The 24,025-nt window shown below is 45.3% G+C and carries 22 protein-coding genes, 2 pseudogenes and 1 riboswitch; of the genes and pseudogenes, 9 read left to right on the top strand and 15 right to left on the bottom strand.

Going from position 1 to position 24,025, the window contains the following annotated elements:
• A pseudogene (locus H6G45_RS18135) lies at nt 1-243 on the bottom strand (IS701 family transposase); the annotation flags it as partial.
• A 347-nt stretch (nt 244-590) separates the two neighbouring features.
• On the bottom strand, nt 591-815 hold the full coding sequence (locus H6G45_RS18125; RefSeq protein ID WP_190599789.1) for a hypothetical protein: 225 nt from the start codon (nt 813-815) through the stop codon (nt 591-593).
• 146 nt (nt 816-961) lie between these two features.
• Between H6G45_RS18125 and H6G45_RS18120 the strand changes: the two genes are divergently transcribed.
• A complete protein-coding gene (locus H6G45_RS18120; RefSeq protein WP_190599788.1) occupies nt 962-4,195 on the top strand; it encodes a UvrD-helicase domain-containing protein in 3,234 nt (1,077 codons plus the stop codon).
• A gap of 35 nt (nt 4,196-4,230) precedes the next feature.
• On the opposite strand, the gene H6G45_RS18115 is transcribed toward H6G45_RS18120, so the two are convergent.
• Both H6G45_RS18115 and H6G45_RS18110 read right to left on the bottom strand, forming a co-directional pair.
• Nucleotides 4,231-5,766: an ATP-binding protein gene (locus tag H6G45_RS18115; RefSeq protein WP_190599787.1), complete on the bottom strand. Its 1,536-nt coding sequence runs from the start codon at nt 5,764-5,766 to the stop codon at nt 4,231-4,233.
• A gap of 92 nt (nt 5,767-5,858) precedes the next feature.
• Nucleotides 5,859-6,173: a hypothetical protein gene (locus tag H6G45_RS18110; protein ID WP_190599786.1), complete on the bottom strand. Its 315-nt coding sequence runs from the start codon at nt 6,171-6,173 to the stop codon at nt 5,859-5,861.
• Nucleotides 6,174-6,220: 47 nt separating this feature from the next.
• On the opposite strand from H6G45_RS18110, the gene H6G45_RS18105 reads away from it, so the two are divergent.
• Nucleotides 6,221-6,385, top strand: a complete 165-nt coding sequence (locus tag H6G45_RS18105) for a hypothetical protein (RefSeq protein ID WP_190599785.1) — start codon at nt 6,221-6,223, stop codon at nt 6,383-6,385.
• Between the two features lie 95 nt (nt 6,386-6,480).
• Here H6G45_RS18105 and sbcD read toward each other — a convergent pair whose 3' ends face one another.
• From sbcD to H6G45_RS18090, 3 genes are all read right to left on the bottom strand, one after another.
• Complete coding sequence (gene sbcD / locus H6G45_RS18100) at nt 6,481-6,858, bottom strand: exonuclease subunit SbcD (RefSeq protein ID WP_190599784.1); 378 nt, start codon at nt 6,856-6,858, stop codon at nt 6,481-6,483.
• 391 nt (nt 6,859-7,249) lie between these two features.
• Complete coding sequence (locus H6G45_RS18095) at nt 7,250-8,281, bottom strand: diguanylate cyclase (protein ID WP_190599783.1); 1,032 nt, start codon at nt 8,279-8,281, stop codon at nt 7,250-7,252.
• Nucleotides 8,282-8,326: 45 nt separating this feature from the next.
• Nucleotides 8,327-8,836, bottom strand: a complete 510-nt coding sequence (locus H6G45_RS18090; protein WP_190599782.1) for a GAF domain-containing protein — start codon at nt 8,834-8,836, stop codon at nt 8,327-8,329.
• Nucleotides 8,837-9,067: 231 nt separating this feature from the next.
• Nucleotides 9,068-9,187, top strand: a riboswitch (guanidine-I (ykkC/yxkD leader).
• Between the two features lie 70 nt (nt 9,188-9,257).
• On the opposite strand from H6G45_RS18090, the gene speB reads away from it, so the two are divergent.
• The 6 genes from speB to H6G45_RS18060 all read left to right on the top strand — a co-directional run bounded on the left by speB (nt 9,258) and on the right by H6G45_RS18060 (nt 14,532).
• Nucleotides 9,258-10,430, top strand: coding sequence for an agmatinase (gene speB / locus H6G45_RS18085; RefSeq protein WP_190599781.1), 1,173 nt, complete (start codon nt 9,258-9,260; stop codon nt 10,428-10,430).
• A 75-nt stretch (nt 10,431-10,505) separates the two neighbouring features.
• The gene (gene hypA / locus H6G45_RS18080; protein WP_190599780.1) at nt 10,506-10,868 is read left to right on the top strand and encodes a hydrogenase maturation nickel metallochaperone HypA; all 363 of its coding nucleotides are present in this window, start codon (nt 10,506-10,508) and stop codon (nt 10,866-10,868) included.
• A gap of 57 nt (nt 10,869-10,925) precedes the next feature.
• Nucleotides 10,926-11,615, top strand: coding sequence for a hydrogenase nickel incorporation protein HypB (gene hypB, locus H6G45_RS18075; protein ID WP_190599779.1), 690 nt, complete (start codon nt 10,926-10,928; stop codon nt 11,613-11,615).
• Between the two features lie 85 nt (nt 11,616-11,700).
• A complete protein-coding gene (locus H6G45_RS18070) occupies nt 11,701-12,729 on the top strand; it encodes an aliphatic sulfonate ABC transporter substrate-binding protein (RefSeq protein ID WP_190599778.1) in 1,029 nt (342 codons plus the stop codon).
• Between the two features lie 102 nt (nt 12,730-12,831).
• Nucleotides 12,832-13,674 (top strand): ABC transporter permease, encoded by an 843-nt coding sequence (locus tag H6G45_RS18065; RefSeq protein WP_190599777.1) that lies wholly within the window; start codon nt 12,832-12,834, stop codon nt 13,672-13,674.
• 57 nt (nt 13,675-13,731) lie between these two features.
• Nucleotides 13,732-14,532, top strand: a complete 801-nt coding sequence (locus H6G45_RS18060; protein ID WP_190599776.1) for an ABC transporter ATP-binding protein — start codon at nt 13,732-13,734, stop codon at nt 14,530-14,532.
• Between the two features lie 21 nt (nt 14,533-14,553).
• On the opposite strand, the gene H6G45_RS18055 is transcribed toward H6G45_RS18060, so the two are convergent.
• From H6G45_RS18055 to H6G45_RS18020, 8 genes and pseudogenes are all read right to left on the bottom strand, one after another.
• Nucleotides 14,554-15,690, bottom strand: a complete 1,137-nt coding sequence (locus H6G45_RS18055) for a DegT/DnrJ/EryC1/StrS family aminotransferase (RefSeq protein WP_190599775.1) — start codon at nt 15,688-15,690, stop codon at nt 14,554-14,556.
• Between the two features lie 75 nt (nt 15,691-15,765).
• Nucleotides 15,766-16,095 carry a thioredoxin family protein gene (locus tag H6G45_RS18050; RefSeq protein WP_190599774.1) on the bottom strand — a complete coding sequence of 110 codons (330 nt, stop codon included), beginning with the start codon at nt 16,093-16,095 and terminating at the stop codon, nt 15,766-15,768.
• A 249-nt stretch (nt 16,096-16,344) separates the two neighbouring features.
• Nucleotides 16,345-17,037 (bottom strand): cytochrome c oxidase subunit CtaE, encoded by a 693-nt coding sequence (ctaE, locus tag H6G45_RS18045; RefSeq protein WP_190599791.1) that lies wholly within the window; start codon nt 17,035-17,037, stop codon nt 16,345-16,347.
• A 39-nt stretch (nt 17,038-17,076) separates the two neighbouring features.
• Nucleotides 17,077-18,732: a cytochrome c oxidase subunit I gene (ctaD, locus tag H6G45_RS18040; RefSeq protein WP_190599773.1), complete on the bottom strand. Its 1,656-nt coding sequence runs from the start codon at nt 18,730-18,732 to the stop codon at nt 17,077-17,079.
• Between the two features lie 87 nt (nt 18,733-18,819).
• Nucleotides 18,820-19,818: a cytochrome c oxidase subunit II gene (locus tag H6G45_RS18035; protein ID WP_190599772.1), complete on the bottom strand. Its 999-nt coding sequence runs from the start codon at nt 19,816-19,818 to the stop codon at nt 18,820-18,822.
• Between the two features lie 198 nt (nt 19,819-20,016).
• Nucleotides 20,017-20,142, bottom strand: a pseudogene (locus H6G45_RS19670) (IS256 family transposase); the annotation flags it as partial.
• 52 nt (nt 20,143-20,194) lie between these two features.
• Complete coding sequence (locus H6G45_RS19665) at nt 20,195-20,428, bottom strand: HepT-like ribonuclease domain-containing protein (protein ID WP_347338293.1); 234 nt, start codon at nt 20,426-20,428, stop codon at nt 20,195-20,197.
• Nucleotides 20,429-20,516: 88 nt separating this feature from the next.
• A complete protein-coding gene (locus H6G45_RS18020; RefSeq protein WP_190599770.1) occupies nt 20,517-20,855 on the bottom strand; it encodes a nucleotidyltransferase family protein in 339 nt (112 codons plus the stop codon).
• 363 nt (nt 20,856-21,218) lie between these two features.
• On the opposite strand from H6G45_RS18020, the gene H6G45_RS18015 reads away from it, so the two are divergent.
• On the top strand, nt 21,219-23,807 hold the full coding sequence (locus H6G45_RS18015; RefSeq protein ID WP_190599769.1) for a TIGR03960 family B12-binding radical SAM protein: 2,589 nt from the start codon (nt 21,219-21,221) through the stop codon (nt 23,805-23,807).
• The last annotated feature ends 218 nt before the right edge of the window (nt 23,808-24,025 follow it).

Raw genomic sequence — 24,025 nt, 5'->3', positions numbered from 1 at the left:
TTTTTCTAGGTCTTTTGATTCCCATGGCGAATCTGTTATGAAATGCAATAGTCCTTGCTCATTTTCTAATCCTAATGATGATGCTATTGCTGGCAAGCTTTTTCTTTTTATATCACTTAACATTCCCACCATTAGATATTTAAAAGCTTCATATGCTCTTACTTCTGGAAATATTTCTTTGTACAGTTCACTGTACGTGTTCACACACTGTACTGTCTTTTTCGCTTCTCTTGCCTTCGTCATACTCCCTCTGGGCTTTCCAGCCTTTTTTCTCCATTCTAATTCACCCACTCTGACAGAAGAGGGATAAAAATTGATTATCCTTAGCATCTCGACAGATATCTATTTTCTCCTTGATCACATCAATAAACCTTGCCTTACGAAATAAAGACCATATAAAAATATCTCTTTTCTCAGCAGACAAGTAGCGCCTAAACTTAGGGCGACTTAACACTTCGTTTAATTCATTTACGATAGGATAGGACATCAAAATTGTTCCTGTAGTAAAAGCCAAATTAAAGGCCTGCCTGGGAACTGAGTGGGCCGAAAGAACCGCACTGACTAAAACGTTAGTGTCAAAAACATAACGTCTACTCATCGTCTAACAGCGACTCTAAAATTGCAGGGGTTAATCCTTTTTCTTCGGCCTCCCGGCTAATATCATCCATAATCTCTAATAGTGAAACATCAGAATTTAACGAGTTCTTCATCTGAAGACTAAGAAAAAATGTTAACTTTTCCTTTTCCCGAACTGATAAACTTGCGAAAGCATCTGCTGTTTTAGCATCAACAGGAATGGTCAGGGAAATAGACATTGTAAGTTATTCCTTAACTGGGCGATAGAGCCAATTCTAGCATTGCTCTTCCTAAGAGGACGCTGGATAAGCCCTCCCTTAGCCCCTATTCCATACTTTGAACAGCCATAAATAACCTAAAAATTGGCAATTAAGGTATTAACGAAATGGCTTTAACCCCCCAACAAGAACAAGCAGCCACATCGGCAACAAGCGTCGCCATTACCGCAGGGGCCGGTACGGGCAAAACCTATATGCTGGCGGAGCGGTACTTATTCCATCTGCAAACGCAAGACCTATCGCCATTGCAAATCGTCGCCATGACCTTTACCGATAAGGCCGCGATCGAGTTGCGGTCTCGGATTCGGCAAACGGTTAAGCAACAGGCGACCGATCATTTTGATTGGATAGCAGAATTAGAAGCGGCTCCCATTTGTACCTTTCATTCCCTGGCGACCCGTATTTGTCGAGAGCATCCGGAAGCGGCGGGAGTGCCAGCAGATTTTACCCCCCTGGATGAATGGGAAGGACAGTTATGGAAAACGGAACAGATGGCGATCGCCTTAGATCAATTACCCAATCAGCTTTACGCTCAAATTCCCTATTCCTTGATGAAAGCGGCGATGGAGGTCTTTTTACAAGATCCCCTCAGTGCCGAGGAAGCATTGGAACGAAGTCGAGCGGATTGGTGGCCTATCCTTCAGAAAGCTCAAGAAGCGGTGATTGAAACTTTACTGAATGATCCCTTTTGGCAGGAAGCCCATGAAATTATCAGTCAAAATCAAGGGAAAGCGGGGGATAAATTAGAAACGGTTAGGCAAGAGGCACTAATATTAATTGAAACGATTGAAAGCCATCAAGAAGATATTCAAAATGAAAACTTTCAAATGGCATTTCAAGCATGGCTTAAGTTTAAGGTCGGTAACATTGGCAGTAAAAAAAATTGGGCAGATGAAGAGACGTTAAAAACGGTCAGGCGAACCTTAATTGACTGGCGAGACTTTACGAAGAATTTTCCTAATAGTGACTTAGTAACATTGCAATGGGGAGAGTTAGACGAAAAAATTGAAGTGCTACTTCCTGCACTTCGAGATGCTTTTATTTTTGTAAGAGATTTTGTCAGTAATGCTAAAAATCACCAGCGTCTTTTGGATTTTAATGATCTCGAAATTCATGCCCTCAAAGCCTTAGAAGATTCCCAGGTTCGAGATTATTATCAGCGCCGTTGGCAAGCCTTTTTAATTGATGAGTTTCAGGATACTAACCCCACCCAAGGCAAACTGCTAGAAGCCTTAACCCAGGGCAAAACCTTAACCTTAGTGGGGGATGAAAAACAGTCGATCTATGGGTTTCGACGGGCAGATATTCAAGTCTTTCAACAATGGCGAGATCGCCTCAATAACACCATTCCCCTCAGCACCAGTTTTCGCACCCATGCCCCGTTAATCGACAACATTAACCAAATTTTTGCGCCAATTTTGGCAGACTTACATCAAGATCTTGACGGCGATCGCCGGGAGTCGCCCCATCCTGCCCCCCATGTGGAAAGTTTTGTTATTGTTCCTGATCCCGACAGTGCCACTAAACCCAGTGTTGAGCAACTGCGCCAATATGAAGCCCAACACATTGCCCATTTGGTTCAGCAAATGTTGCAGGAGAAACGCAAAATTTGGGATAAAAAAACACGGGAACATCGCCCCATTGAACCTAGGGATATTGCCATTCTGGCCCGCACTTGGGAACCACTGGAACTTTATGGACAGGCGATCGGCAATTTACAAATTCCGGTTTTACAGGCGGGGGGCGGTAATTTACTGGATACCCGTGAAGCCAAGGATGGGATGGCTTTACTGCGATTTTTAGCCGATGCACGGGATGATATTGCCCTAGTTGCGGTGCTAAGAAGTCCCTTTTTTGCCTGGAGCGATCGCCATTTATTAACCCTCCGTCAAGCTGCTCCCGATGATCAAAACTGGTGGCAACTACTACAAGCATCGAATGATCAAATAACCGTCCAAACCGTTGAAATTTTAAAAAAATTACGTCACCATCGCCAAATTGATCCCCCTAGCCGATTATTACAATTGGCTGATCGATTAACGGGTTACACCGCAGTTATCGCCAACTTGCCCAACTGTGAGCGTCGTTTAGCCGATTGGCAAGGCTTTTTGGATACGGTGCGGCGGCTGGAGAGTGGGTCCAATGAAACCTTTATTGTGGTGCGTCGCCTCAAACGTCTGGTGGACAAGAAGGTGGAAATTAAGCGTCCGCCGTTGGAAGCGGGTAATGCCATTACGTTAATGACGATTCATGGATCAAAGGGTTTGGAATGGCCCGTGGTTATTGTTCCCGATCTCAGTCGTAAATCTCAAAATGATCATTCCCCCATTCGTTTTGATCCCCAATTAGGGATTGCTGTTAAGCAAGACGATGAAAGCGGTGAACCCCAAAAATCGGCCTTATATTTACTGCTGGCCCAACGACAACAGGCGCAAGATCTCGAAGAAATGAAACGTCTGCTTTATGTGGCGGCAACTCGGGCTGGCGATCGCCTAATTTTTACCACTGGGCAAGGCAAGAATGAATCCCATTTATGGCAACTGTTACAGGTGGGTTTGCAAGGAGAGTTCAGCCCCCAGGAGATTGTTTATCAACCGGACAGTTTAAGCCATCTCAATCCTTCAGATCCCTCCTTGCCGGAACTACCATCGGAAATATTAATTAAGCCTGTATTTGGGGGCTTACAACTACCTGTAACGGCGCTAACAGATTATGATCGCTGTCCAAAGCAGTTTGATTATAAATACATCAAAGGTCATCCCGGCGAGACAATTACTACTGGACAATTTGGGCGGGAAATTGGTATTCTTACTCATCGTATTTTGGCACAGGGAATTACAATTATTAATAAGGTTTCTGCGCCGGATTTAAACTTATCCGATGACAAAATACAAGAGGCTTTCACCCTAGCAGAACAATTCCGCCATCATTCTAATTTTGCTGCGGTTCAGTCAGGACAGTGGGAACGGTTTTTATCATTAAAAATGGGTAAGATTCGCTTTAATGGCCTTGCGGATTTAATCGGTCAGGATTTTGTTTTGGATATTAAAACTGAGCAAGAGGTCAATCCCCAGGAGCATCGATTTCAGTTGTGGGCCTATGCCAAGGCAACGAAAAAATCTCAGGCTTATATTGCCTATCTTCGCCATAACCAGTTATGCCATTTTTCAACGGCTGATTTAGAAGCCATTTCCCAAGAAGCAGACCAGTTACTGACGGCGATCGCCAATAAGGAGTTTGAGCCGAAGCCATCGGTGAAAGCCTGTCAATATTGCCCCTATACTGATCTTTGCGATCAGGTTGTTATTTTGCTTGAAAATCAAGATGGTAATGAAATATGAGGTTTAGATTAGACTAAGCAGTTAATCACTTAAGTCTAATCTAAATTATGTAACCTTGTTGTAATAAAATCACGCATCATATTAATGGAATCCTTTAATTCTTCTACTGTAAAAAGTTCGTTGTGATTGTTTTCAAGATGGTGAATTTGATGCCTAATATACTCAGTTAAAATAATTTCTTCCTGACTAATTGAACCATTTCTATTAATTTTGTTATATGACCTTGTAGGTTTTCCTTCCTTGTAAACAGAAAGTACTCTTTCTGCTTCAATATAACCATATAGTTCGTTGTGATACTCATATGATGCCTCATCAAAAGCTGCATAGTTCACTTCATTTAGGCTAGGATAAGGCAAATTATGTTCTCTTACATGAAGAATTTCGTCAGAAGAGCGACCAGAAATGAGAAGTATATTTTCAAATTGAAGTCTCTTAACTATTGCTGGACTATGTGTTGTGATAAAAACTTGTGTATTTTCAGCAGATGCCAAAGATACCAAAGCATCAATTAAAGCACGCTGATGCTCAGGATGTTGAGAAGTTTCTGGTTCTTCAATTGAATATATAATATGGGGTAGATTGACTTCTAACTGTCGTTTTTCTGCTTCAGCTCTAAAGAAGCTAATCAATACTAACCTTTTTACTCCGCTTCCTCGTTTGTTTATGGGAATGTCTTCATCCCCTGAAATTGCGACATTCTTAAACACATCTATCCACTTTAGAGCCGCTGCATCAGGTAATTGCGGATTGAGTGAATTAGCTATAGAGGGGTTCATTTCTCTTAACTTGTTTAAGGTTCTGTCAGCTACTTCATTTAAACGTTCTTTTACAGTTTCTGCTATAGAAGATAATTTATCTTTTATAATCGGATCATCTAGTATTTCTCTTACGGCTAAACGCATTGGATCTTGGACTTCACTGTCACCATCACTGTTTTTTCGATCAGATTGAAATAGAATGTACAATGGCATATAACCTTTTAATTGTTCCCAGATACTTTTAGTATCAATTTTTGTAACTTCAATATCTTGCTCTTCAAGTCGTAAATCATCTTGCCCCTGCCAAATTGCTTTGCGTAGTTCTGCGTTTTTTGTTTTGTCGCTACACTCAAGTGCCTGCTCATCGAGTAGTTTTTTCAAATCTGGATTCTTTTTTTGTAGCAGATCGCGACAGTTTTCATGTGTTGGGTGGAGCGCCCGAATAAACACCTTTTCCTTTCCGGCTTTAGGATAGCGTTTTAAGACCATCAGCGTCCCAGTTTCAGTTAACAAATATTCATTTGCAAGTGTTGTTTTATTTGTTTCATCAATCAACACAAACTCTGGTAGATCTATGAATTCAACCGCAATCTCTATGCAATCTTTACCTTCCGTAATACATTGCTTGTTAATATCATCTTTATCAAGCTTTACGCATCCCTTGTTTTCATTGAAAAAAATATCTAGTGCCTCTAGGATAGTTGATTTTCCTATATCATTTTTTCCAACTAATACGCAAAGATTATTAACTTCGACTTTCACAGAAGTAGCGTATCCGCGAAAACAACTAATCGTTACTGATTTGATTTTCATAATGTCGTTACTAGTGAATTTGTATAGTCTTTATGTGATAAACATACCATTGGAAAAGTATTTTTTTTGTTTTGACAATAGCTAACATAGAGTTAAAATTCTAATTTTTTCCAATTACCTAGTTTCGCCCAAGATATACATCCATTTTTATATTCAATAAATGCATTAATTGTTGACTCCAAAGACAAAAATTCTTTGAGCTGAAAATGCTTCGCCTCAGAACCATCTCTGTACTCAATTAAAAATTCATTTGATTCTTCATCAAAAAAATAACACTGAATATAATGATCTTCATCAATTTTTAAAATCGCAAATCTTTCTATGCCAGGAAGTTCGAAAAGACATTCACTAACAGTTTCATCAGTAGGGTTATCAAACTCTTGGATACCTTGACAAAATAATTTCATGTAGTGATTTTCGCAAAAGTGAGGTACGAGGAAGTCCATTAAAATCAATGGCTTGGCTATCCCAAAAAGACCTCATCCAAGTGAAAACTGCTATAATAGTTTCTCTTGATATGGGAAAAGCCCAGAAATCTTTACTCTATACTATAATTCAAGACCTTGGTACTTGGGGTATTAAGTTTGCTAGCATCAAAAATTTGCACCCTGAATTTTAACCGTACTGCCCCCACGAGAACTCATCATCACATCCAGACGATAGGGCATCAACTCCTTCAGCTCAGTCACATGGGACACAATACCTATCATACACCTACTCTGTTGTAAATTCACCAACGAATGTAATTGATTCAGTGATTCGCGTTAACTCTCCCAAAATATGCAATCCCGCTTGCCGAAAATGATTGGCTCCAAATTTGAGGCGATCGGCACTGTCATGGTTTCCAGGGATCATAATCACCGGAACCTTGAGTTCTAGACAAATTTTATTCAGAGTCTCGTCTAACAAATCAACGGCGATCGTCGGCGGAATCGCCCGATCATAGACATCTCCGGCAATGATGACCACATCAACCGCTTCCCTTTCAACGTAGTCAAGTACCTGATTGAGGACATGCTTTTGATCATCAATCAGGGAAACATTGTGAAATTGTCGCCCTAAATGCCAGTCAGAGGTATGGAGAAATTTCATTGAGAGGAATTAAGCTTCAGATTAGGAGGAAGTTTTCATAAAGGTACATTGTTGCTGAGGAAAATTATACTTCAAGAAAATAATCTTAACAATCTCTGTGCCTTGGTTTAAATATATTTTCTTGTCTACTATTGCTTTCAAAAACGTCCGTTAGCGTCGAAGTATAACTAGATACCAAACCCGATCGCCATCCTGGTGTTATCCACACCGGCCACTAGAATGGGCTCCTGGTTTGCGGCCTTCATCATCGGTGGTTTGGGGATAGATGAGTTGATCAGTCTCCGTCTGCACAGGCGATCGCTCCTATCCCGCATTGGACCATTGCCTTGAACCAACAATGACAAATGGACTAGATATATCTCCTCTCTCCCATCAAATTAGTTGTGATTTATTATTCTGCCAACCGAAAATTGCCCTTACCAAGGCGCTTGACCTTCATCAACTGATTATCTGCCTGTTCCACCCAATGCTTGAGTTCGTCACTCTGCTTAGCAAACACACTGACTCCCCCCATACTCAAACTGATTGTCATTGGCCCTGCGGACGTGGGCACTGGGTTTTGGGCAATGGCGGCTTGAATTCTTTCTAGGAGTAGAGCGGTTTGTTCTCGGCTGGAACCAGGCAGGATCAGCATAAATTCATCTCCTCCCCATCTTCCCAAAGCATCATAGGAACGCAGTGCGGAAATGATTAAACGTGAACTACCCTGTAGAACCTCATCGCCCACTAGATGACCGTATTGATCATTGATCTGTTTGAAGTTGTCAAAATCAATCATGACAATGGCAATGGGGGAATCTTTGCGGGTGGCGTAGTCCCACTCCCGTTGTAGTAGGGTTTCGATACCCAAACGATTCCATAGTCTGGTCAGGCTATCGAGCATGGCTACCCTTTCAAGTTCGTCCAATTCTTCAATTAATTGCATTTGAGCCTCGGACAGGGCGATCGCCGCTAGTTCGGACTCCACCATTTTGGAGAGGTCGTAGAGGATTTCCTGTTCTTCCGTTGACAAATCCCTGGGTACTCGATCAATGGCACAGAGGGTACCCACATGGAAGTCTTGACCCAAGTTGAGGGGATAACCAGCATAAAACCGGATGAAAGGCTCATCGGTTACCAAGGGATTGTCAGCAAAACGTTCATCCTGGGTGGCATCTTTGACCAAGAGCAATTCATCCTTCAGAATGGCGTGGGCGCAAAAAGCAATTTCCCGGGGAGTTTCGGCAGCGCTTAGTCCTTGAATGGATTTAAACCACTGGCGTGATTCATCAACCATCGATACAGCGGCGATGGGTACTTTGAGGGACCGGCAGACCATACGGGTAATGCGCTCAAATCTCTCTTCGATTGGAGTATCCAGAATGTTGAGTTGCCTTAAAACGGTCAGGCGTTGCTCCTCATTTTGCGGTAATTTAGCTTCCATCCCTACAGTTCCTAACTTTTTTGCTATGACTGAATTTGTACCCTACTAAACCGTAAAGAAGCTCTTAAGCATGTAGGCCTTTAGCTCATTAGCTACGGTAACTGACAGGTCTTCTAAAAACTGAATATCGTCGTCGGACATTTCCCTGGGTTTTGTGTCATAGACACAGAGGGTGCCCACATGAATGTTATCCAGCATTTTTAGGGGATGACCAGCATAAAATCGGATGTGGGGCGAATCTATCACCAGGGGGTTATCGGCAAAACGGGGATCGGATAGGGCATCGGGAATAATTAGGGTGCGATCCTCCAAAATTGTGTGGGCACAAAAGGAAATACCGCGGGGAGTTTCGGTTAGGTCCGAGCCTCGAATGGATTTAAACCATTGGCGATTTTCGTCAACTAAAGAAATGGCGGCCACTGGCATATCCAATACCCGACACAATAGCCGAGTAATGCGCTCAAACTTCTCATCGCTTGGCGTATCAAGAATGTTGAGATTCTGTAGATGGGCTAAGCGCTGCTGTTCATTGGATGGGATGGCAGCTTCTTGCATTGGCTAGGCAATTTTGATTGAGTTCGTGTTGCTGGGTAGTTAGGTTAATTGGCAACCACACCGCTGGTGTTAGACTTCTGATTTTTCTCCCTATTCAGGTTATCGCAAAGTTATGACCAATCCCTGGCCATGGGGCAAAAGCTGATGTAAAACTTTACACTGCGGTTTGGCGATCGCCAACAAAAAGTAGCACAGAACACAGTCAAGTTGATCATCCCTAGCTAGGGTAGGTGATATTGTTTCTAGGGTTCCGATTCCCGGATGTGGGGAATGGCTGGTCCGAGAGAAACAGGCTAGGTTTTGTAAAGATTTTTGCCACTAGCTACACGGCGGGACAAAAGCCCGGGAGACTTTAATGACCAGCGCTTAGGTGTCATTAATAACTCCTGGGCAAATTTTATTGTTTAGCTAGTAACTACCTATGAGCGATGCCACCCCATTCCGTCCCCCTTCTGAAGCCGAAGAAGCCCTAGTGAAGGAAACTCGGTTACCCCTAACCGGTTGGCAACAAGAAGTGGATCAAGGGCTAACCTATGGCTTAGAAGCCGCCGCCAGCATTAAGGACCGCTCCATTCCCACCTTCTCCCGTGGGGAATTGCCCCACTATGCGGGCATCAACACTTTCATGAAAGCGCCCTATCTGGAGGATGTCCGTAACGTCGGCAATTACGATGTGGCGATCGTCGGAGTTCCCCATGATTCCGGCACCACCTATCGACCAGGTACCCGTTTTGGTCCCCAGGGTATTCGTCGTATTTCCGCCCTTTATACCCCTTACAACTTTGAAATGGGGGTGGATTTGCGAGAGCAAATTAGCCTCTGTGACGTGGGGGACATTTTCACCATTCCCGCCAACAACGAAAAATCCTTTGACCAAATTTCCAAAGGTATTGCCCACATTTTCAGCTCTGGGGCCTTTCCGATTATTCTGGGCGGTGACCATTCCATTGGTTTTCCCACCGTGCGGGGCATCTGCCGCCACCTGGGGGATAAAAAAGTTGGCATCATCCATTTTGATCGCCATGTGGATACCCAGGAAACGGATTTAGACGAACGGATGCATACCTGTCCCTGGTTCCATGCCACCAACATGGCCAACGCCCCAGCCAAGAATTTAGTCCAATTGGGCATTGGCGGTTGGCAAGTACCCCGGCAGGGGGTCAAAGTTTGTCGAGAGCGGGCCACCAATATCTTGACCGTCACCGATATTACCGAAATGGGCTTAGATGCGGCAGCGGACTTCGCCATTGCCCGGGCCACCGATGGCACCGACTGCGTTTGGATTAGTTTTGACATTGACTGCATTGATGCAGGTTTTGTCCCCGGCACCGGCTGGCCAGAACCCGGCGGCTTACTGCCCCGGGAGGCTTTGTACTTATTGAAACGTATTATTCGCGAAACTAATGTTTGTGGTATGGAAGTGGTGGAAGTTTCCCCTCCCTACGACATCAGCGATATGACTTCCTTGATGGCCACCAGGGTAATTTGCGACACCATGGCCCACCTCGTAGTCTCAGAACAACTACCCCGTAAGGAAAAGCCCTCCTACATCAATGCTGAAGCCAATATGGAAGTAGATGAGCCTTGGCAATAATAACTGCAACTTAACTAATCATTGTCGAGTTTATGACTCCAAAATAATCGGCGATCGCCTTTGGGAGAGGTAAAAATGCATGAAACAGACATGACCAAAGCCCTGATTATGACTATTCAGGATTGGTTTGATCAACAAGTTGAAAAGCCCCAAATTACCAAGATCCACCTTCTTGTGGGTCAGTTCACCTGCGTGGAACCAGTGAGTTTACAATTTGCTTTTGAAGTGCAGACCAAGCAAACCTTCTTGGAGGGGGTGGAATTAGTAATTAAAGAGGTGCCTTTGGTTGCTTATTGCCATCCCTGTCAAACGGAATATCGCCCCGAAATTGGTTTGCAATATTCTTGCCCAACCTGTCGATCGCCCATGGAGGATATTCGCTCTGGGCGAGAGCTGAAAATTGACCGGATTGAACATCATCAGTGCACTCCGGTTTAGCCCCTAACCCACCGAGACCAAATTTTTTTATTTGTCCACTGTTACTGCCAAGAAACTATGCACCAATCCATTGACACGGTGATCGGTCTGAATTTGCTCCATGCCAACCAGGCTGGGGCAGACCATAATAGAGCCCATTTCGATGACTGGGGAATTACTTGTCTGAACCTAATGAGTAGCCCAGGAGCAGGCAAAACCGTCCTGTTAGAAAAAACCCTGGCGGCCCTCCAAGGTGAGTTAAAAATGGCCGTAATTGAAGGGGATATGACCACCGAATTAGATGCCGATCGTCTGCGGCAATATGGTAGTCCTGTAATTGCCATTAACACCGGCCGTTCCTGTCATTTAGACTCCAAAATGGTGGCGGGGGGGATCCATCGTTTTAAAGAGGATTATAATCCCCAGGAATTTGATTTAGTGCTGGTGGAAAATGTCGGAAATTTGGTATGCCCAGCGGAATTTGAAGTGGGGGAACATGCCAAAGTTGCTCTGTTGAGCATCACGGAGGGAGAGGATAAACCCCTGAAATATCCCATCATGTTTCAGGAAGCAGATTGTTTGTTAATTACCAAAATTGATCTAATGCCCCATTTAGACATTGATTTAGAAAAATTAGCCGCCAACGTCCGTTCTATGAATCCCCATGTAACCATCATTCCTGTGTCGGCTAAAACCGGAGAAGGTTTAGCTACTTGGCTTAGCTGGGTTAAACAGCAAATCAAAATTCCAGTCATAGCTAATGTTTAAATCCGATTTAAAAGGTCAAAATCAACACAGTAAAATCTTGCTTTTTAGCTTTAAATAATAGCAGTTATTAGTGGAGAAACTTCTGATGCCGAGACGTAGTTTAATTTCTTTAATCTTAATTTTTTGTAGTACGATATTGTTGACGGTTAGTTGTGCCCAAACGCCAGAGCAATCCCAGACCCCTAGCCCCGCAGTAGAAGGGCCCCCCATTGTTATTGGTTATAGTAACTGGGCCGGCTGGTGGCCCTGGGCGATCGCCGAAGAAGAAGGCCTATTTGCCAAAAACGGGGTCAACGTAGAAATGAAATGGTTTGACGGTTACCTGGAATCCATGCAGGCCCTGGCGGCAGGACAATTGGACGGCAATAGCCAAACCCTGAACGACACCATTTCCTTTGCGGGGGAAGCAGTCAACGGAGAAGTGGCCGTACTGGTTAACGATAACTCCGCTGGCAACGACAAAATTATTGTCACCGCAGACATTAACTCCGTCCAGGAACTCAAAGGCAAAACCGTGGCGATCGAAGAAGGGGTAGTGGATGATTTTTTGCTTAGTTTGGCTCTGGAAAGGGAAGGTATGACCAGGGACGACGTCGTGATCAAACCCCTAGAAACTGGGGCCGCTGCGGCAGCTTTTGCCGCGGGACAAGTGGACGCAGTGGGGGCATTTCCTCCCTTTTGGTTAACCGCTTTGAAACGAGAAGGCTCAAAGGAATTAGTCACTTCCGCTGAATTTCCCGGAGCCATTCCCGATCTTCTAGTGGTGACGGAAAAATTAATTCAAGAAAAGCCAGAGCAGGTTCAAGCATTAATCAACACTTGGTTTGATATTCGTAAATTCATGGAAGAAAATCCTGAAAAATCCGATGAAATTATGGCTAAACGGGCAGGGGTGAGCCAAGAGGAACTGCAACTATTTAAAGATGGCACCCGCTTTTTAACTCTGGAGGAAAACTTAGAAGCTTTTAGTCCCGGAGATAGCATGGTCCATATGCCCTTTGCCGCCCAAAAAATGGCAGATTTTATGATTAAAGTCGGCTTTATTAAACAGTCTCCTGACTTAAATAAAATCCTTGACTCCCAGTTTGTTAAAACATTAGCTGGCCAAGCTTAGCCTTTGGTTTAAGTTGCCTCCTTTAATGAGTAATCGGAGGGATTTTGATTTTTCTTTGTGACAATTTGTTCACTCTGTTAACCAATCAACTTCCCTAATATTATGACTATTGCCCAAGATAAGTTACCAAATTATTCCCCTAAAAAATCTCTACAACCCACAGTTTTTTGGCGCATTGGTGGAGAGATACCGGAATCGCTCAAATGGTCCTTAATGTCCTTATCGATCATTATTCCCTTGGTATTGTGGGCCTTGCTTTCATCCTTACCTACTGTGAGTGATGTTTTTCTCCCTTCCCCCCAGTCAGTAGTTCAAGCCTTAATAGAATTGTTTAATGATGGATTTTTAATCCGAGATTCCCTGACTAGCTTTGGTCGAGTGGTAGGGGGATTTTTTTTAGGGGGGTTAGTGGCTATTCCCTTAGGGATTTTAATGGGCACATTTCCTAGCATACGCAGTTTAACGGAGCCAATTATTGGCGTGGTGCGTTATATGCCAGCCCCAGCTTTTATCCCGCTGTTAATTATTTATCTCGGCATTGATGAAGCTTCAAAAATTGCCTTGATTTTCATTGGGACAATATTTTTTAATACCCTGATGATTATGGATGCGGTCAAGTTTATCCCCAAGGAGTTAATTGAAGTTACCTATACCCTGGGGGGATTACGGAAACAAGTTTTATTTAAGGTTATTACCCCCTACATCATCCCTAATATTCTTGACGCATTCCGGATTAATATGGCGGCAGCTTGGAACTTGGTGGTGGTGGCGGAATTGGTGGCGGCTGACAATGGCTTAGGGAAACGTATTTTGCTAGCTCAGAAATTTTTGAAAACCGATGAAATTTTTGCTTGCCTAATAGTGCTGGGCTTAATTGGTTTTGCTTTGGATTTATCATTTCGCCTCATCCTCAGACTCACTTGTAAATGGTCTCTGGAACAGTAATCGAGCATTTTTGTGATCATTGCCCAATCATCAAATTAATTGTAACTAGTAAAAATTATGCATCTAGAAATAACTGACTTAAATCGGATTTTTGTCGGCAAACGGGGTTCGGTGGTGGCCCTAAAAAATATCAATATGCACATTGAAACCGGGGAATTTGTTTGTGCAGTGGGGGCTTCTGGTTCCGGCAAATCGACTCTTTTGAGGTTGATTGCTGGCTTAGATACTCCCACTTCCGGCACCATCAATGTGGATGGACAAAAGGTAACGGGGCCAGGGGCGGACCGGGGCATGGTTTTTCAACATTACAGTCTTTTTCCCTGGATGACGGTGCAGGAAAATGTCGAGTTTGGCTTGAAACTCCAAGGCTGTTCCCAAAAGGAAAGGTTTGACACCGCTAGCTATTATTTAGACGTGGTGGGTTTGGTAAATTTTGCCCAGGCCTATCCCAGGGAATTGTCAGGGGGCATGAAGCAACGGGTGGCGATCGCCAGGTCTTTAGCCTGCCATCCGAAGGTCTTGTTAATGGATGAACCTTTTGGGGCCCTAGATATTCAAACCAAGGAAAGGATGCATGAATATCTAATCGACATTTGGCAAAGACTGCAATGTAGCATTCTGATGATTACCCACGACGTAGAAGAGGCCGTATTTTTAGCCCAACGGGTCTATGTATTGAGCTCCCGTCCCGGTACCATTCAACGGGAACTGACTATCAACCTACCGGGGGATGAAGAAACTCCGAAAAATCGCACCTATAAAATCAAGCGGGAACCAGAATTTTTTAAATACAGCGATGAAATTTCCAGTTTATTAAGGGGCAGTCACACTGAGGAAGCAGAGGCGATCGCCCAATAAACAGTAATTTATAGCTTAATTTTATGACTTTAGATGGCGCACCAGCGCTTCCCCCACCCTGGCCGCTTCCTCTGGAGTAGTGCCAGAGGTTAAGGGGGGACAGATGTGACGGGGACACCAAGTTTCCGCATTAGGAAAAGACTGGCCGGGACACACATCTTTGAACACCGGCTGTAAATGACAGGGAATTTCGTACACCGTACCCCCCAAATAAATTTCTTCCGCCGCCAGAGCCTGCTTCATTTGGGCTGGGGTTTTACCCTCCGGCAGTAGAACCATTAATTTGTACTGGCTAGCCCTGTCCATATGGTCGGTGGACACAAATTCAATGCCCGCTTCCCTCAGGGGAGCTGTGATTAGTTCGTAGGCCCTTTGTCTGGTGGCCAACATCTTCGTTAACTTGGCCAGGTGAATTTGTCCCAGCAGAGCGTGGATTTCCGTCATGCGGGTACTATTACCAAAATCCGTGTGTAGGCCGCCAAAGTTCATGCCCCGTTTGCCCTGATTGCGCAATGAACGGGCAATGGTGTCTTCCTCGTCATCATTGAGGGTGACCATGCCACCTTCAAAGGTGGTCATCACCTTGGTGGGGAAAAAGGAAAAGGACGCTCCATCGGCCAAGTTGCCCGCCTGTTTTCCCTGAAATTGACTGCCGTGGGCATGGGCCGTATCTTCCCAAACATGGAGCCCCTGACTATGGCAGTATTCCACCACTGCAGGGAATTCTGGGGAAATTACGCCGCCAATATGCACCCAAAAGACTCCAGATAGGGGTTTGGGATAACTTTTGTCCTCCACCGCTTCCTTAACCATGGCCAGGGAAGGAGCAAAGGTTTTGGGGTCCATGTCCAAATACTGCACGTCACTGTTCACCCGTAATACAGAAGCGACAGTGGCAAAGTTGGTGTTGGTGGGTACGAGGACGGTGGTATTTTCCGTTCCCTTCAGCCGCAGGAGAATTTCCAGACCAGAAGTGCCACTATTAACGGCAATGGCGTGTTTCGTACCAACATACTCTGCAAAGGCAGTTTCAAACTCCTGGGTATGGTTGCCGAGAATTAGGGTGCCGGATTTGAGGATTTGCCTGGCCCCGTCCAGAAAAAATTCAATTTCGTCGTCGCTGATGTCGAAGTAAAAGGGCTTAATTGCGGCGGCCATGGCTAGGGAAAAAGAATGGTAAAGAAACAGTTCTGGTCATTTATTAGGTGGCGCTTTGGGCAATCAAACACCGTCTTAAATAAAATCTAATTCCTGTTTTAGCAATTCCAGTAATTTGGGTTTGGCGATCGCCCCTTCATGGGCCATCACTAGTTCATTGTTTTTAAACAAACGCAGGGCCGGTACCCCTTCCACTTTGCACTGAGCCACGGCGGCGGGGTTGGGGTCCACTTCCAACTTGAGCACTTTGAGATTATCACCATAATCCTTGGCGATCGCCTGGATAGCGGGGGCCATCAACCGACAGGGCCCACACCAAGAAGCCCAAAAATAGACCAACACGGGCTTAGTTTGCCCTTGGGTTTCTTGCTCAAATTCAGCGTCGGTGATTTCCAGTAAACTCATGGTAGTGGTCAAGAATTTTCTTGGTTATTTGACTTCAGGCGATCGCGAAACTGCGCAGAGTGCCAGTCCGATTCTCCATCATGCCACGAAATCAACCTATCACCAGACTGGTTTTGCTTTGGCTCCTAGGAACTGGGTCTGCATAGTTTTAGTTTGCCCCCGACATCGACGCCCTACGGATCTGGTAATACCAAAGAACTTGCTTTTGTATATTTTCTCCCAAACTCGGAGGGCAAGGGGGCCTTTCCATCAAAGCAAGTAAACCAAGATAAACAGAACAATCCAAACTACATCGACGAAATGCCAGTACAATTCCGCCGCTTCTACCCCAAAATGGGATTTGCTGGAATAATGCCCTGGTTGGCGCGATCGCCAGAGTACAGAAAGAATTAGTAACAGTCCAAAGGTAACGTGGAGGCCATGGAAGCCGGTGAGAACATAAAAACAACTGGCAAACAAATTTGTGGTTAGCCCCATTTCCAGATGGAAATATTCATACATCTGGCCGGCTAAAAAGATAATGCCCATAATGGCCGTGAGGCCAAACCACTTTTGCAACCCAGCATTGTCATTATTGCGAATGGCCGCTTGACCTTTGTGCATAACGAAACTACTGGAAATCAAAATAATACTATTGACCCCAGGCAAGAGTAATTCCAACTCCGGCGTACCTTCAGGGGGCCAGGCGGGCATCACACTGCGGTAAATCAAATAGGCGGTGAACAGGCCCAGAAAAATGGCACTTTCTGCCACGAGGAAGAGGACAACCCCAAACATCCGTAGATCGGGGTGGCCGTGGTGGGTATGGGCTTCCCCTGAGGTATAGGCGCTGTTTAAATCGGAGCTAATAGCAGTGGTTTGCATAGGACTGACAATTATCGTTGCTGAATTTCTAGGATTTTGCCGAAAACTTCTGGCTGACGAGCCCATGGGGGAAATTATTGAACTAAACATCCCCCTAGGCCCCGAAGTTGAAGGAAGCTAACTACCTGCCGCATCGGCAATTAGGGTTTGGACTGTTTCTTCCTCGTCCACTAACTCCGTGTCAATACCAAAATCGTAGGGACCACACCAGAGCACTGGTTCTTCTTCAAAGTTTTCGATGATGGGGGGAGAGGCAGTTTGCCATTCTAGAGTTAGGGCTCGCCAAGGATTACGGGCCGCTTTTTCCCCTTTAAACAGACTCCAAAAGACATTAATTACAAAGGGAATGGTGGAAGCGGCTAAAACGTAGGCTCCGATGGTGCTCAACACGTTTAGCGGCTGAAATTCAACATCGTAGAGGGCAATGCGGCGGTTCATGCCCATTAGACCCAGTTCATGCATGGGCATAAAGGTCAAATTCATGCCGATAAAAGTGAGAATGAAGTGGAGACGCCCCAGGGGTTCATTGACCATGCGGCCAGTCATTTTAGGGAACCAGTGATAAACCCCAGAAAACAGGGCAAAGGCACTGCCACCAAAGAGCACGTAATGGAAGTGGCCCACCACAAAATAGGTGTCGTGGACGTGGATGTCGAAGGGAACAGATGCCACCATTACCCCGGTTAGCCCACCAATCATAAAGCTAGACAGGAAGCCAAAGGCAAACAGCATAGCGGAATTGAGTTGGATTTTGCCTCCCCAGAGGGTGCCGCACCAACTGAAAATTTTGATTCCCGTGGGCACAGCAATCAACATGGTGGTGGCCATGAAGAACATCCGCAACCAACCGGGGGTGCCACTGGTAAACATGTGGTGGGCCCAAACAATCAAGCCCAAAAAGCTGATGGCCAAACTCGAATAGGCGATCGCCCGGTAGCCAAAGATGGGTTTGCGGGCATGGACAGGGATGACCTCAGAAATGACGCCAAAAAAGGGCAAAATCATGATGTACACCGCCGGATGGGAGTAAAACCAGAATAAGTGCTGGTAAACCACCGGGTCTCCCCCCCCCACTGGGTTAAAGAAACTGGTGCCGGCAATGAGGTCAAAGGAAAGCAGAATCAACGCCGATGCCAACACCGGGGTGGAAAGCAAAATTAGGGAAGAAGTGGCCAGCATTGCCCAGCAAAACAGGGGCATACTGTGCAAATCCATGTCCTTAATGCGCATTTTCAAGATGGTGGTGACAAAATTAATTGCCCCCAAAATGGAGGAGGTACCCACTAAGAGCAGACTCAAAATCCAGAGTTCCTCTCCCCATTTGCCACTGAGCAAACTTAAAGGGGGATAGGAAGTCCAACCAGCCTGGGGTGCCCCGACAAAAAAGCTGGAGATGAGCAAAATGCCCCCCGGCGGAGTTAGCCAAAAAGCGACGGCATTTAAGCGAGGAAACGCCATATCTTCTGTGCCCACCATCAGGGGAATGAGATAGTTGGCAAAGGCAGCCCCAGCCGGCACAATCCAGAGAAAGATCATGATCGTGCCGTGGAGGGTCATCAGTTGGTTATACATTTCCGGCTGGACAAAGTCCGGGGAGGGAGTGGCTAATTCCGTCCGCATGGCTTCCGCAAAGGAACCACCGATGAAAAAGAAAAGAAAGGATGTAACCAGGTATTGAATGCCAATCACCTTATGGTCAACGCAAAAGGTAAAATAATCCGTCCATTTGCGGCGGGGGTGATTAGCCGTTAGATTCTCAGCGGCAGTAGTCATAAAAAGTTTTCTACTAGATTTGTCAAAATTTACAGAGTATTAGGGCAAAACTGACCAGTCATACCAAAGGTTAGTACTCCAGCCAAATCAAAGCAGACCTTTGACCGGAGAGACTTGATCCTTCAACTGGGCCAATGCCTTGGTTTCCACTCCCATTTCCTTCACATAGGGGGCCAAGTATTCTTCGGGAGTCATGGCGGTGGTCGCTTTGGGCAATGTCATTGCCATTGATTCCGTCGGAGCCGGAGCATTGGCCGCTACCCAGTCGTCATACTCTTCGGGGGTATGGGCGTAGAAAACCGATTTCATGCCTCCATGGTAAGCACCACACAACTCGGCACAGATCACCGGATACTGCCCAGGGGTACTGGCATTGAACACCAAAGTACTGCCTCGCCCGGGAATCACATCCTGTTTTAATCGCAATTGGGGAACCCAAAAGGCATGGATCACATCCCCCGCTTCCATATTCAATTGCACCGGGCGATCGATGGGGGCGTGCAGTTCCCCGGAAATAATTCCAGTCTCGGGATAGGTGAAAATCCAGGCATACTGAATTCCCTTAACGTCCACCATCAGGGGTTTGACTCCTTGTTCTTCGCTATCCAAACCAATACCCAGGGCCACATCTCCGTCCCCAGACATAGCCACCATATTACCCATACTCCCCATATGTCCCATGTGGTTATGGGCCATCTGCTGACCGGCATTATCCCTAGAAATGGTTGGATCCAAACCGCCCAGGTTGTTGTACACCTCAAAGCTATACACTGCCAAGGTAAAAACAATTACCGTAGGAATGGCAGTCCAGAGAATTTCTAGGGGCACATTACCTTCAATCGGAGGGCCATCGGTTTGGTCGCCCTTGCGACGGCGAAAGCGGATCAGGCAGTAAACCAAGACCCCTTCCACCAAAAGGAATAATCCCGTGGCAATGGTCATCATGTAATTAAAAATGCCATCCACTTCTTCCGCATCGGCGGAGGCGGCAACGGGCATCAGACCATGATTTTGTCCGTACCATAAGCTAACAACTGTGACCACAACACCGATGAGAAGGGTTATGACACTACCGGGAATTTTCACAGCAAACCTCTATCTCTCGGAAAACAACAAAAATTACAATTCCCTACAGGGTAAAGCAATTCTCCAGACCGGGGTCAAGCTCCAGCCAAATTCTTCAGAGTTCTTTAACAATCTTGTCGTCTGTTTTGTCAACCCGAGCGCTATAGTAAATTTAGCCTGTAGAAAATTATAGGGTTCCACTGATGAGCCAATGACACTCAAACTTTTGGTTAGCTGTTTTAGTAGTCCTGACTCTCCCAGAATTTCTTCTGGGGTTTGATGTTCTTCGAGCAGCTCGTCTAGTAAGCTATCGACGCGATTTGGTTCTTGTTTTTCGCGCACCATAAGGGGTTTCCTCGTTTTGCTTGGATTCTAATCCCCTTACACAAAATTCTGTTCAGTCCCCAATGAGTGGCTCAATATAACGTAAAAGTTCCGGCAAATTTTTCTTGATAACAGTCCAAACCTCATCAATATCAACCTCGTTGTAATCGTGGGTAATGATATCTCGCATTCCGGCTATTTGTTTCCATGGTATTTCGGAGTGTCTATCCCGAAAATCTAATGAAAGTCGCTTTGTTGCTTCGCCTATGATGGTAATACGTCGTAGAATGGTATCTTGTTTTTCAATATTTATCTAAAAGGCTTCAAAGTCTATATTTTTTGTATAAAAAAGAACAATTTTAGTGGATTCTGTTGTGTCTATTAATGCTTCTTGATCACGCAACATAAATCACCTGAGCGGAATCGAGGATATTTTTACGTCTAAGCCAATTATGACTTTTTTCAATAGCATTTTTGCTAACTAAGTCAACATTACGATTCAGTAAAGATGATAACTCTTCTTGCATTTGTATCTTTTCAAAAAATCCCCGTTTAGCAGTAGGTAGATAGGAAATAAGCATATCAATGTCACTTTTAGAATTAAAGTCACTTCGTAAAACTGAGCCAAAAAGTGCCAGTTCAGCAATCTGCCATCGCTGGCAAAATTCAACCAGTTGCTGTGAGTTAATTCCCAGCCGCGATTCAAGTTTAGGACTTAGTTGTAGTATTGCCATAACGCAGTCTAGCTCGTTAGCTTACCCTTTACAATAATTGCCTATATTATGCTAGTAACACCATGATAAACCTTGAAATTTTTCGTTTGTCTACCGGAGACAATATCAAAACTATACGATGAATACCTTTAGCTATTGATTTGAACACAACGGCGATCGCCAAATTTTGTGAACAGTATCATATTTACATTATTACGAACATCTCAAAAAAATGGTTACTGAAATGCTAGTCAAATAATCTTTGTTATAAAAAACGAACTAGCTAGATTTTTTGAGTATCATAGGCGGTTGAACTTACCAATGGGCTATTCCCCCAAAGCTCCGTGCGATAATGGATAACTGCCCAACCCCCAAGTGAAGACCATGCCAGTGCCCGTCGAAACCTTGATTAATGCCGAGATCCATAAGCCTGCCCGGTATCTAGGCAACGAATTGGGGACAGTGCATAAGGAATGGGACAGTGCCACGGTGCGCTGGGTGTTGACCTATCCTGAAGTTTACGAGCTGGGGGCTTCTAACCTGGGGCATATTTTGCTCTACAACATCATCAATGCCCAACCCAGGCAATTGTGCGATCGCACCTATCTCCCCGCCGCCGACCTGGCAACAAAACTGAGGGAGACTAATACTCCTTTATTTGCTCTGGAATCCCGTCGTTATCTGCCAGAATTTGACATTCTAGGCTTTAGCTTGAGCTACGAGTTGGGGGCCACCAATATCCTGGAAATGTTGCAATTGGCCCAAATTCCCCTCACCTGGCAGGAACGGAAAGATGGAGATTATCCCTTGGTTTTTGCTGGGGGTCAGACTGCCACCTCCAATCCCGAACCCTACGCCGACTTTTTCGATTTCATTGCGCTGGGGGATGGGGAAGAATTGTTGCCAGAAATTGGTTTGGTATTCGAAGAAGGCAAACTGCAAGGACTAAGCAAGGAAGATTTATTGCTTGATTTAGCCCAAGTGCCGGGGGTTTATGTGCCCCGTTTTTACGACATGGCTGATGATGGTTCTGTGCATCCCCATCGGGAGGATGTGCCCAAACGCATTATGCGCCGGGTAGCCACTCCCATTCCCGCCTACTCCATTGGTTTAGTGCCACTTATTGAAACTGTTCACGATCGCCTAACGGTGGAAATTCGTCGGGGTTGTACCAGGGGCTGTCGTTTTTGCCAACCGGGAATGTTGACCCGTCCGGCCAGGGATGTGGAACCGGAAGCGGTGATCGATGCCATTGAAACCGGCATTCGGCAAACGGGCTATAACGAATTTTCTTTGCTTTCCCTCAGTTGTTCCGACTATTTGGCCTTGCCGGCGGTGGGATTGGAAATCAGAAATCGCCTCAAAAACGAAAATATTGCCCTCACTTTACCCAGCCAGAGGGTAGACCGCTTTGATGAAAACATTGCCAATATTCTTGGTGGTACCAGACAGGGGAGTTTAACTTTTGCTCCGGAAGCGGGTACCCAACGGTTACGGGACGTAGTTAACAAAGGGTTGACCAACGAAGAATTGCTGCGGGGCATCAAAACGGCGGTGGAACAGGGTTGGGATAAGGTGAAACTTTATTTCATGATTGGCCTGCCGGGGGAAACCGATGTGGACGTGTTGGGCATTGTGGAAACGGTGCAATGGTTGCGCCAGGAATGTCGTTTACCCCAACGTCGAACTTTAAATTTCAATCTGACCATTTCCAATTTCACCCCTAAACCCCACACCCCTTTCCAATGGCACTCTGTTTCCACCAGTGAGTTTCGCCGCAAGCAGGATTTATTGCGACAGGCTTTTAAAGGGATGAGGGGAGTGAAAGTAAACTATACCGATGTCCGCATTTCCGCCATGGAAGATTTCGTCGGCCGGGGCGATCGCCGTTTGGGGCAAGTGGTGCGTCGGGCCTGGGAATTGGGGGCGGGCATGGATGCCTGGTGGGAAAGTTTGGACAAAGCCTATGGGGCCTGGGCCCAGGCGATCGATGAAGCGGACTTAACCTGGAAATATCGCCTCGTAGAAGATGGGGAGTGGAATATTTTCCATGGTGATACCCCCGATGAAAACGTTTATGATGCCCCCCTACCCTGGGATCACCTTGATACGGGCATTGATAAAACCTGGCTCAAAAATGACCTATTCAAGGCCCTGGAAGCGGCCACCGTCCCGGACTGTTCCTTTGATGGTTGTTCCCATTGCGGTGTTTGTGGAGTGGATTTTGGCCATAACATTATTGCCCCAGTGCCCCCCATTCCGGTTTTTGATGGGGACTTTAAACCCAACACTGACCGAGTACAGCGATTGAGGGTCTGGTTTGGTAAACAAAATTCCATGGCTTTAGTTAGTCACCTCGACTTAGTGCGACTGTTTGACCGGGCCATGCGTCGTACTGGTTTACCCATTGCCTTTACCGGGGGATTTCATCCAGGGCCCCGCATTTCCATTGCCAATGCCTTACCGTTAGGTTCCAGCAGTAGTGGGGAAATTGTCGATTTTGACCTCGCCGAAAGACTGGATCCCCATGAATTTCGCCAACGATTAGCCGCTGTTTTACCAGCAGATTTACCCCTTTATCGGGTTTTGGAAGTGGATCTTAAGGCTCCAGGAGCAACCCAATCCTTAATCCAAGCTAGTTATCGGGTGCAACTAATAACTGAAGACCCGGTGACATTGACTCAATGGCAAGCCTGGACGGAAGAGATTCTAGTCCGAAAGGAAATCTTGTGGGAAAAAACTACCAAACGAGGCAAAAAAGTAAACCTTAATTTACGGGAACAGTTACTTGATTTGTCTCTGCTTGAAATGACACCAGAGGGCATCACTGTGGATTACACCGGAACCTGCCGCAATGATGGTACCCAGTTGCAACCCCGCAATTTAGCCTATTTGTTTGAGCAAATAAGTGGAGTTAATATTCAACTAGGTCAGATTCATCGCCTGGGGTTAATTGTGGACAGTGACGAGTAATTTACTATTGATTTTTCGAGGAGCATTTTAACCTTATAAGTTTATTTGTTCTAAAATATATAGCCGGTAAGGTAGTGGATTATTTTTGGACTCACTAAAAATAGAAATATATAGCAAAGAACGAGATAGTTAGGACAATTCTCGCAAAGCTATATCCAATGCAGAAATTAGCGATTCTCCCTTACTAACAAGTTGGGAAACATAACGTTTTAGTCTCG

It is taken from the genome of Synechocystis sp. FACHB-383 (assembly GCF_014698605.1).
GTDB classification, from domain to species: Bacteria; Cyanobacteriota; Cyanobacteriia; order Cyanobacteriales; family Microcystaceae; genus Synechocystis; species Synechocystis salina.
The sequence above is the reverse complement of the archived record's forward strand: the minus strand, read 5'-3'. Positions and strand labels throughout refer to the sequence as shown.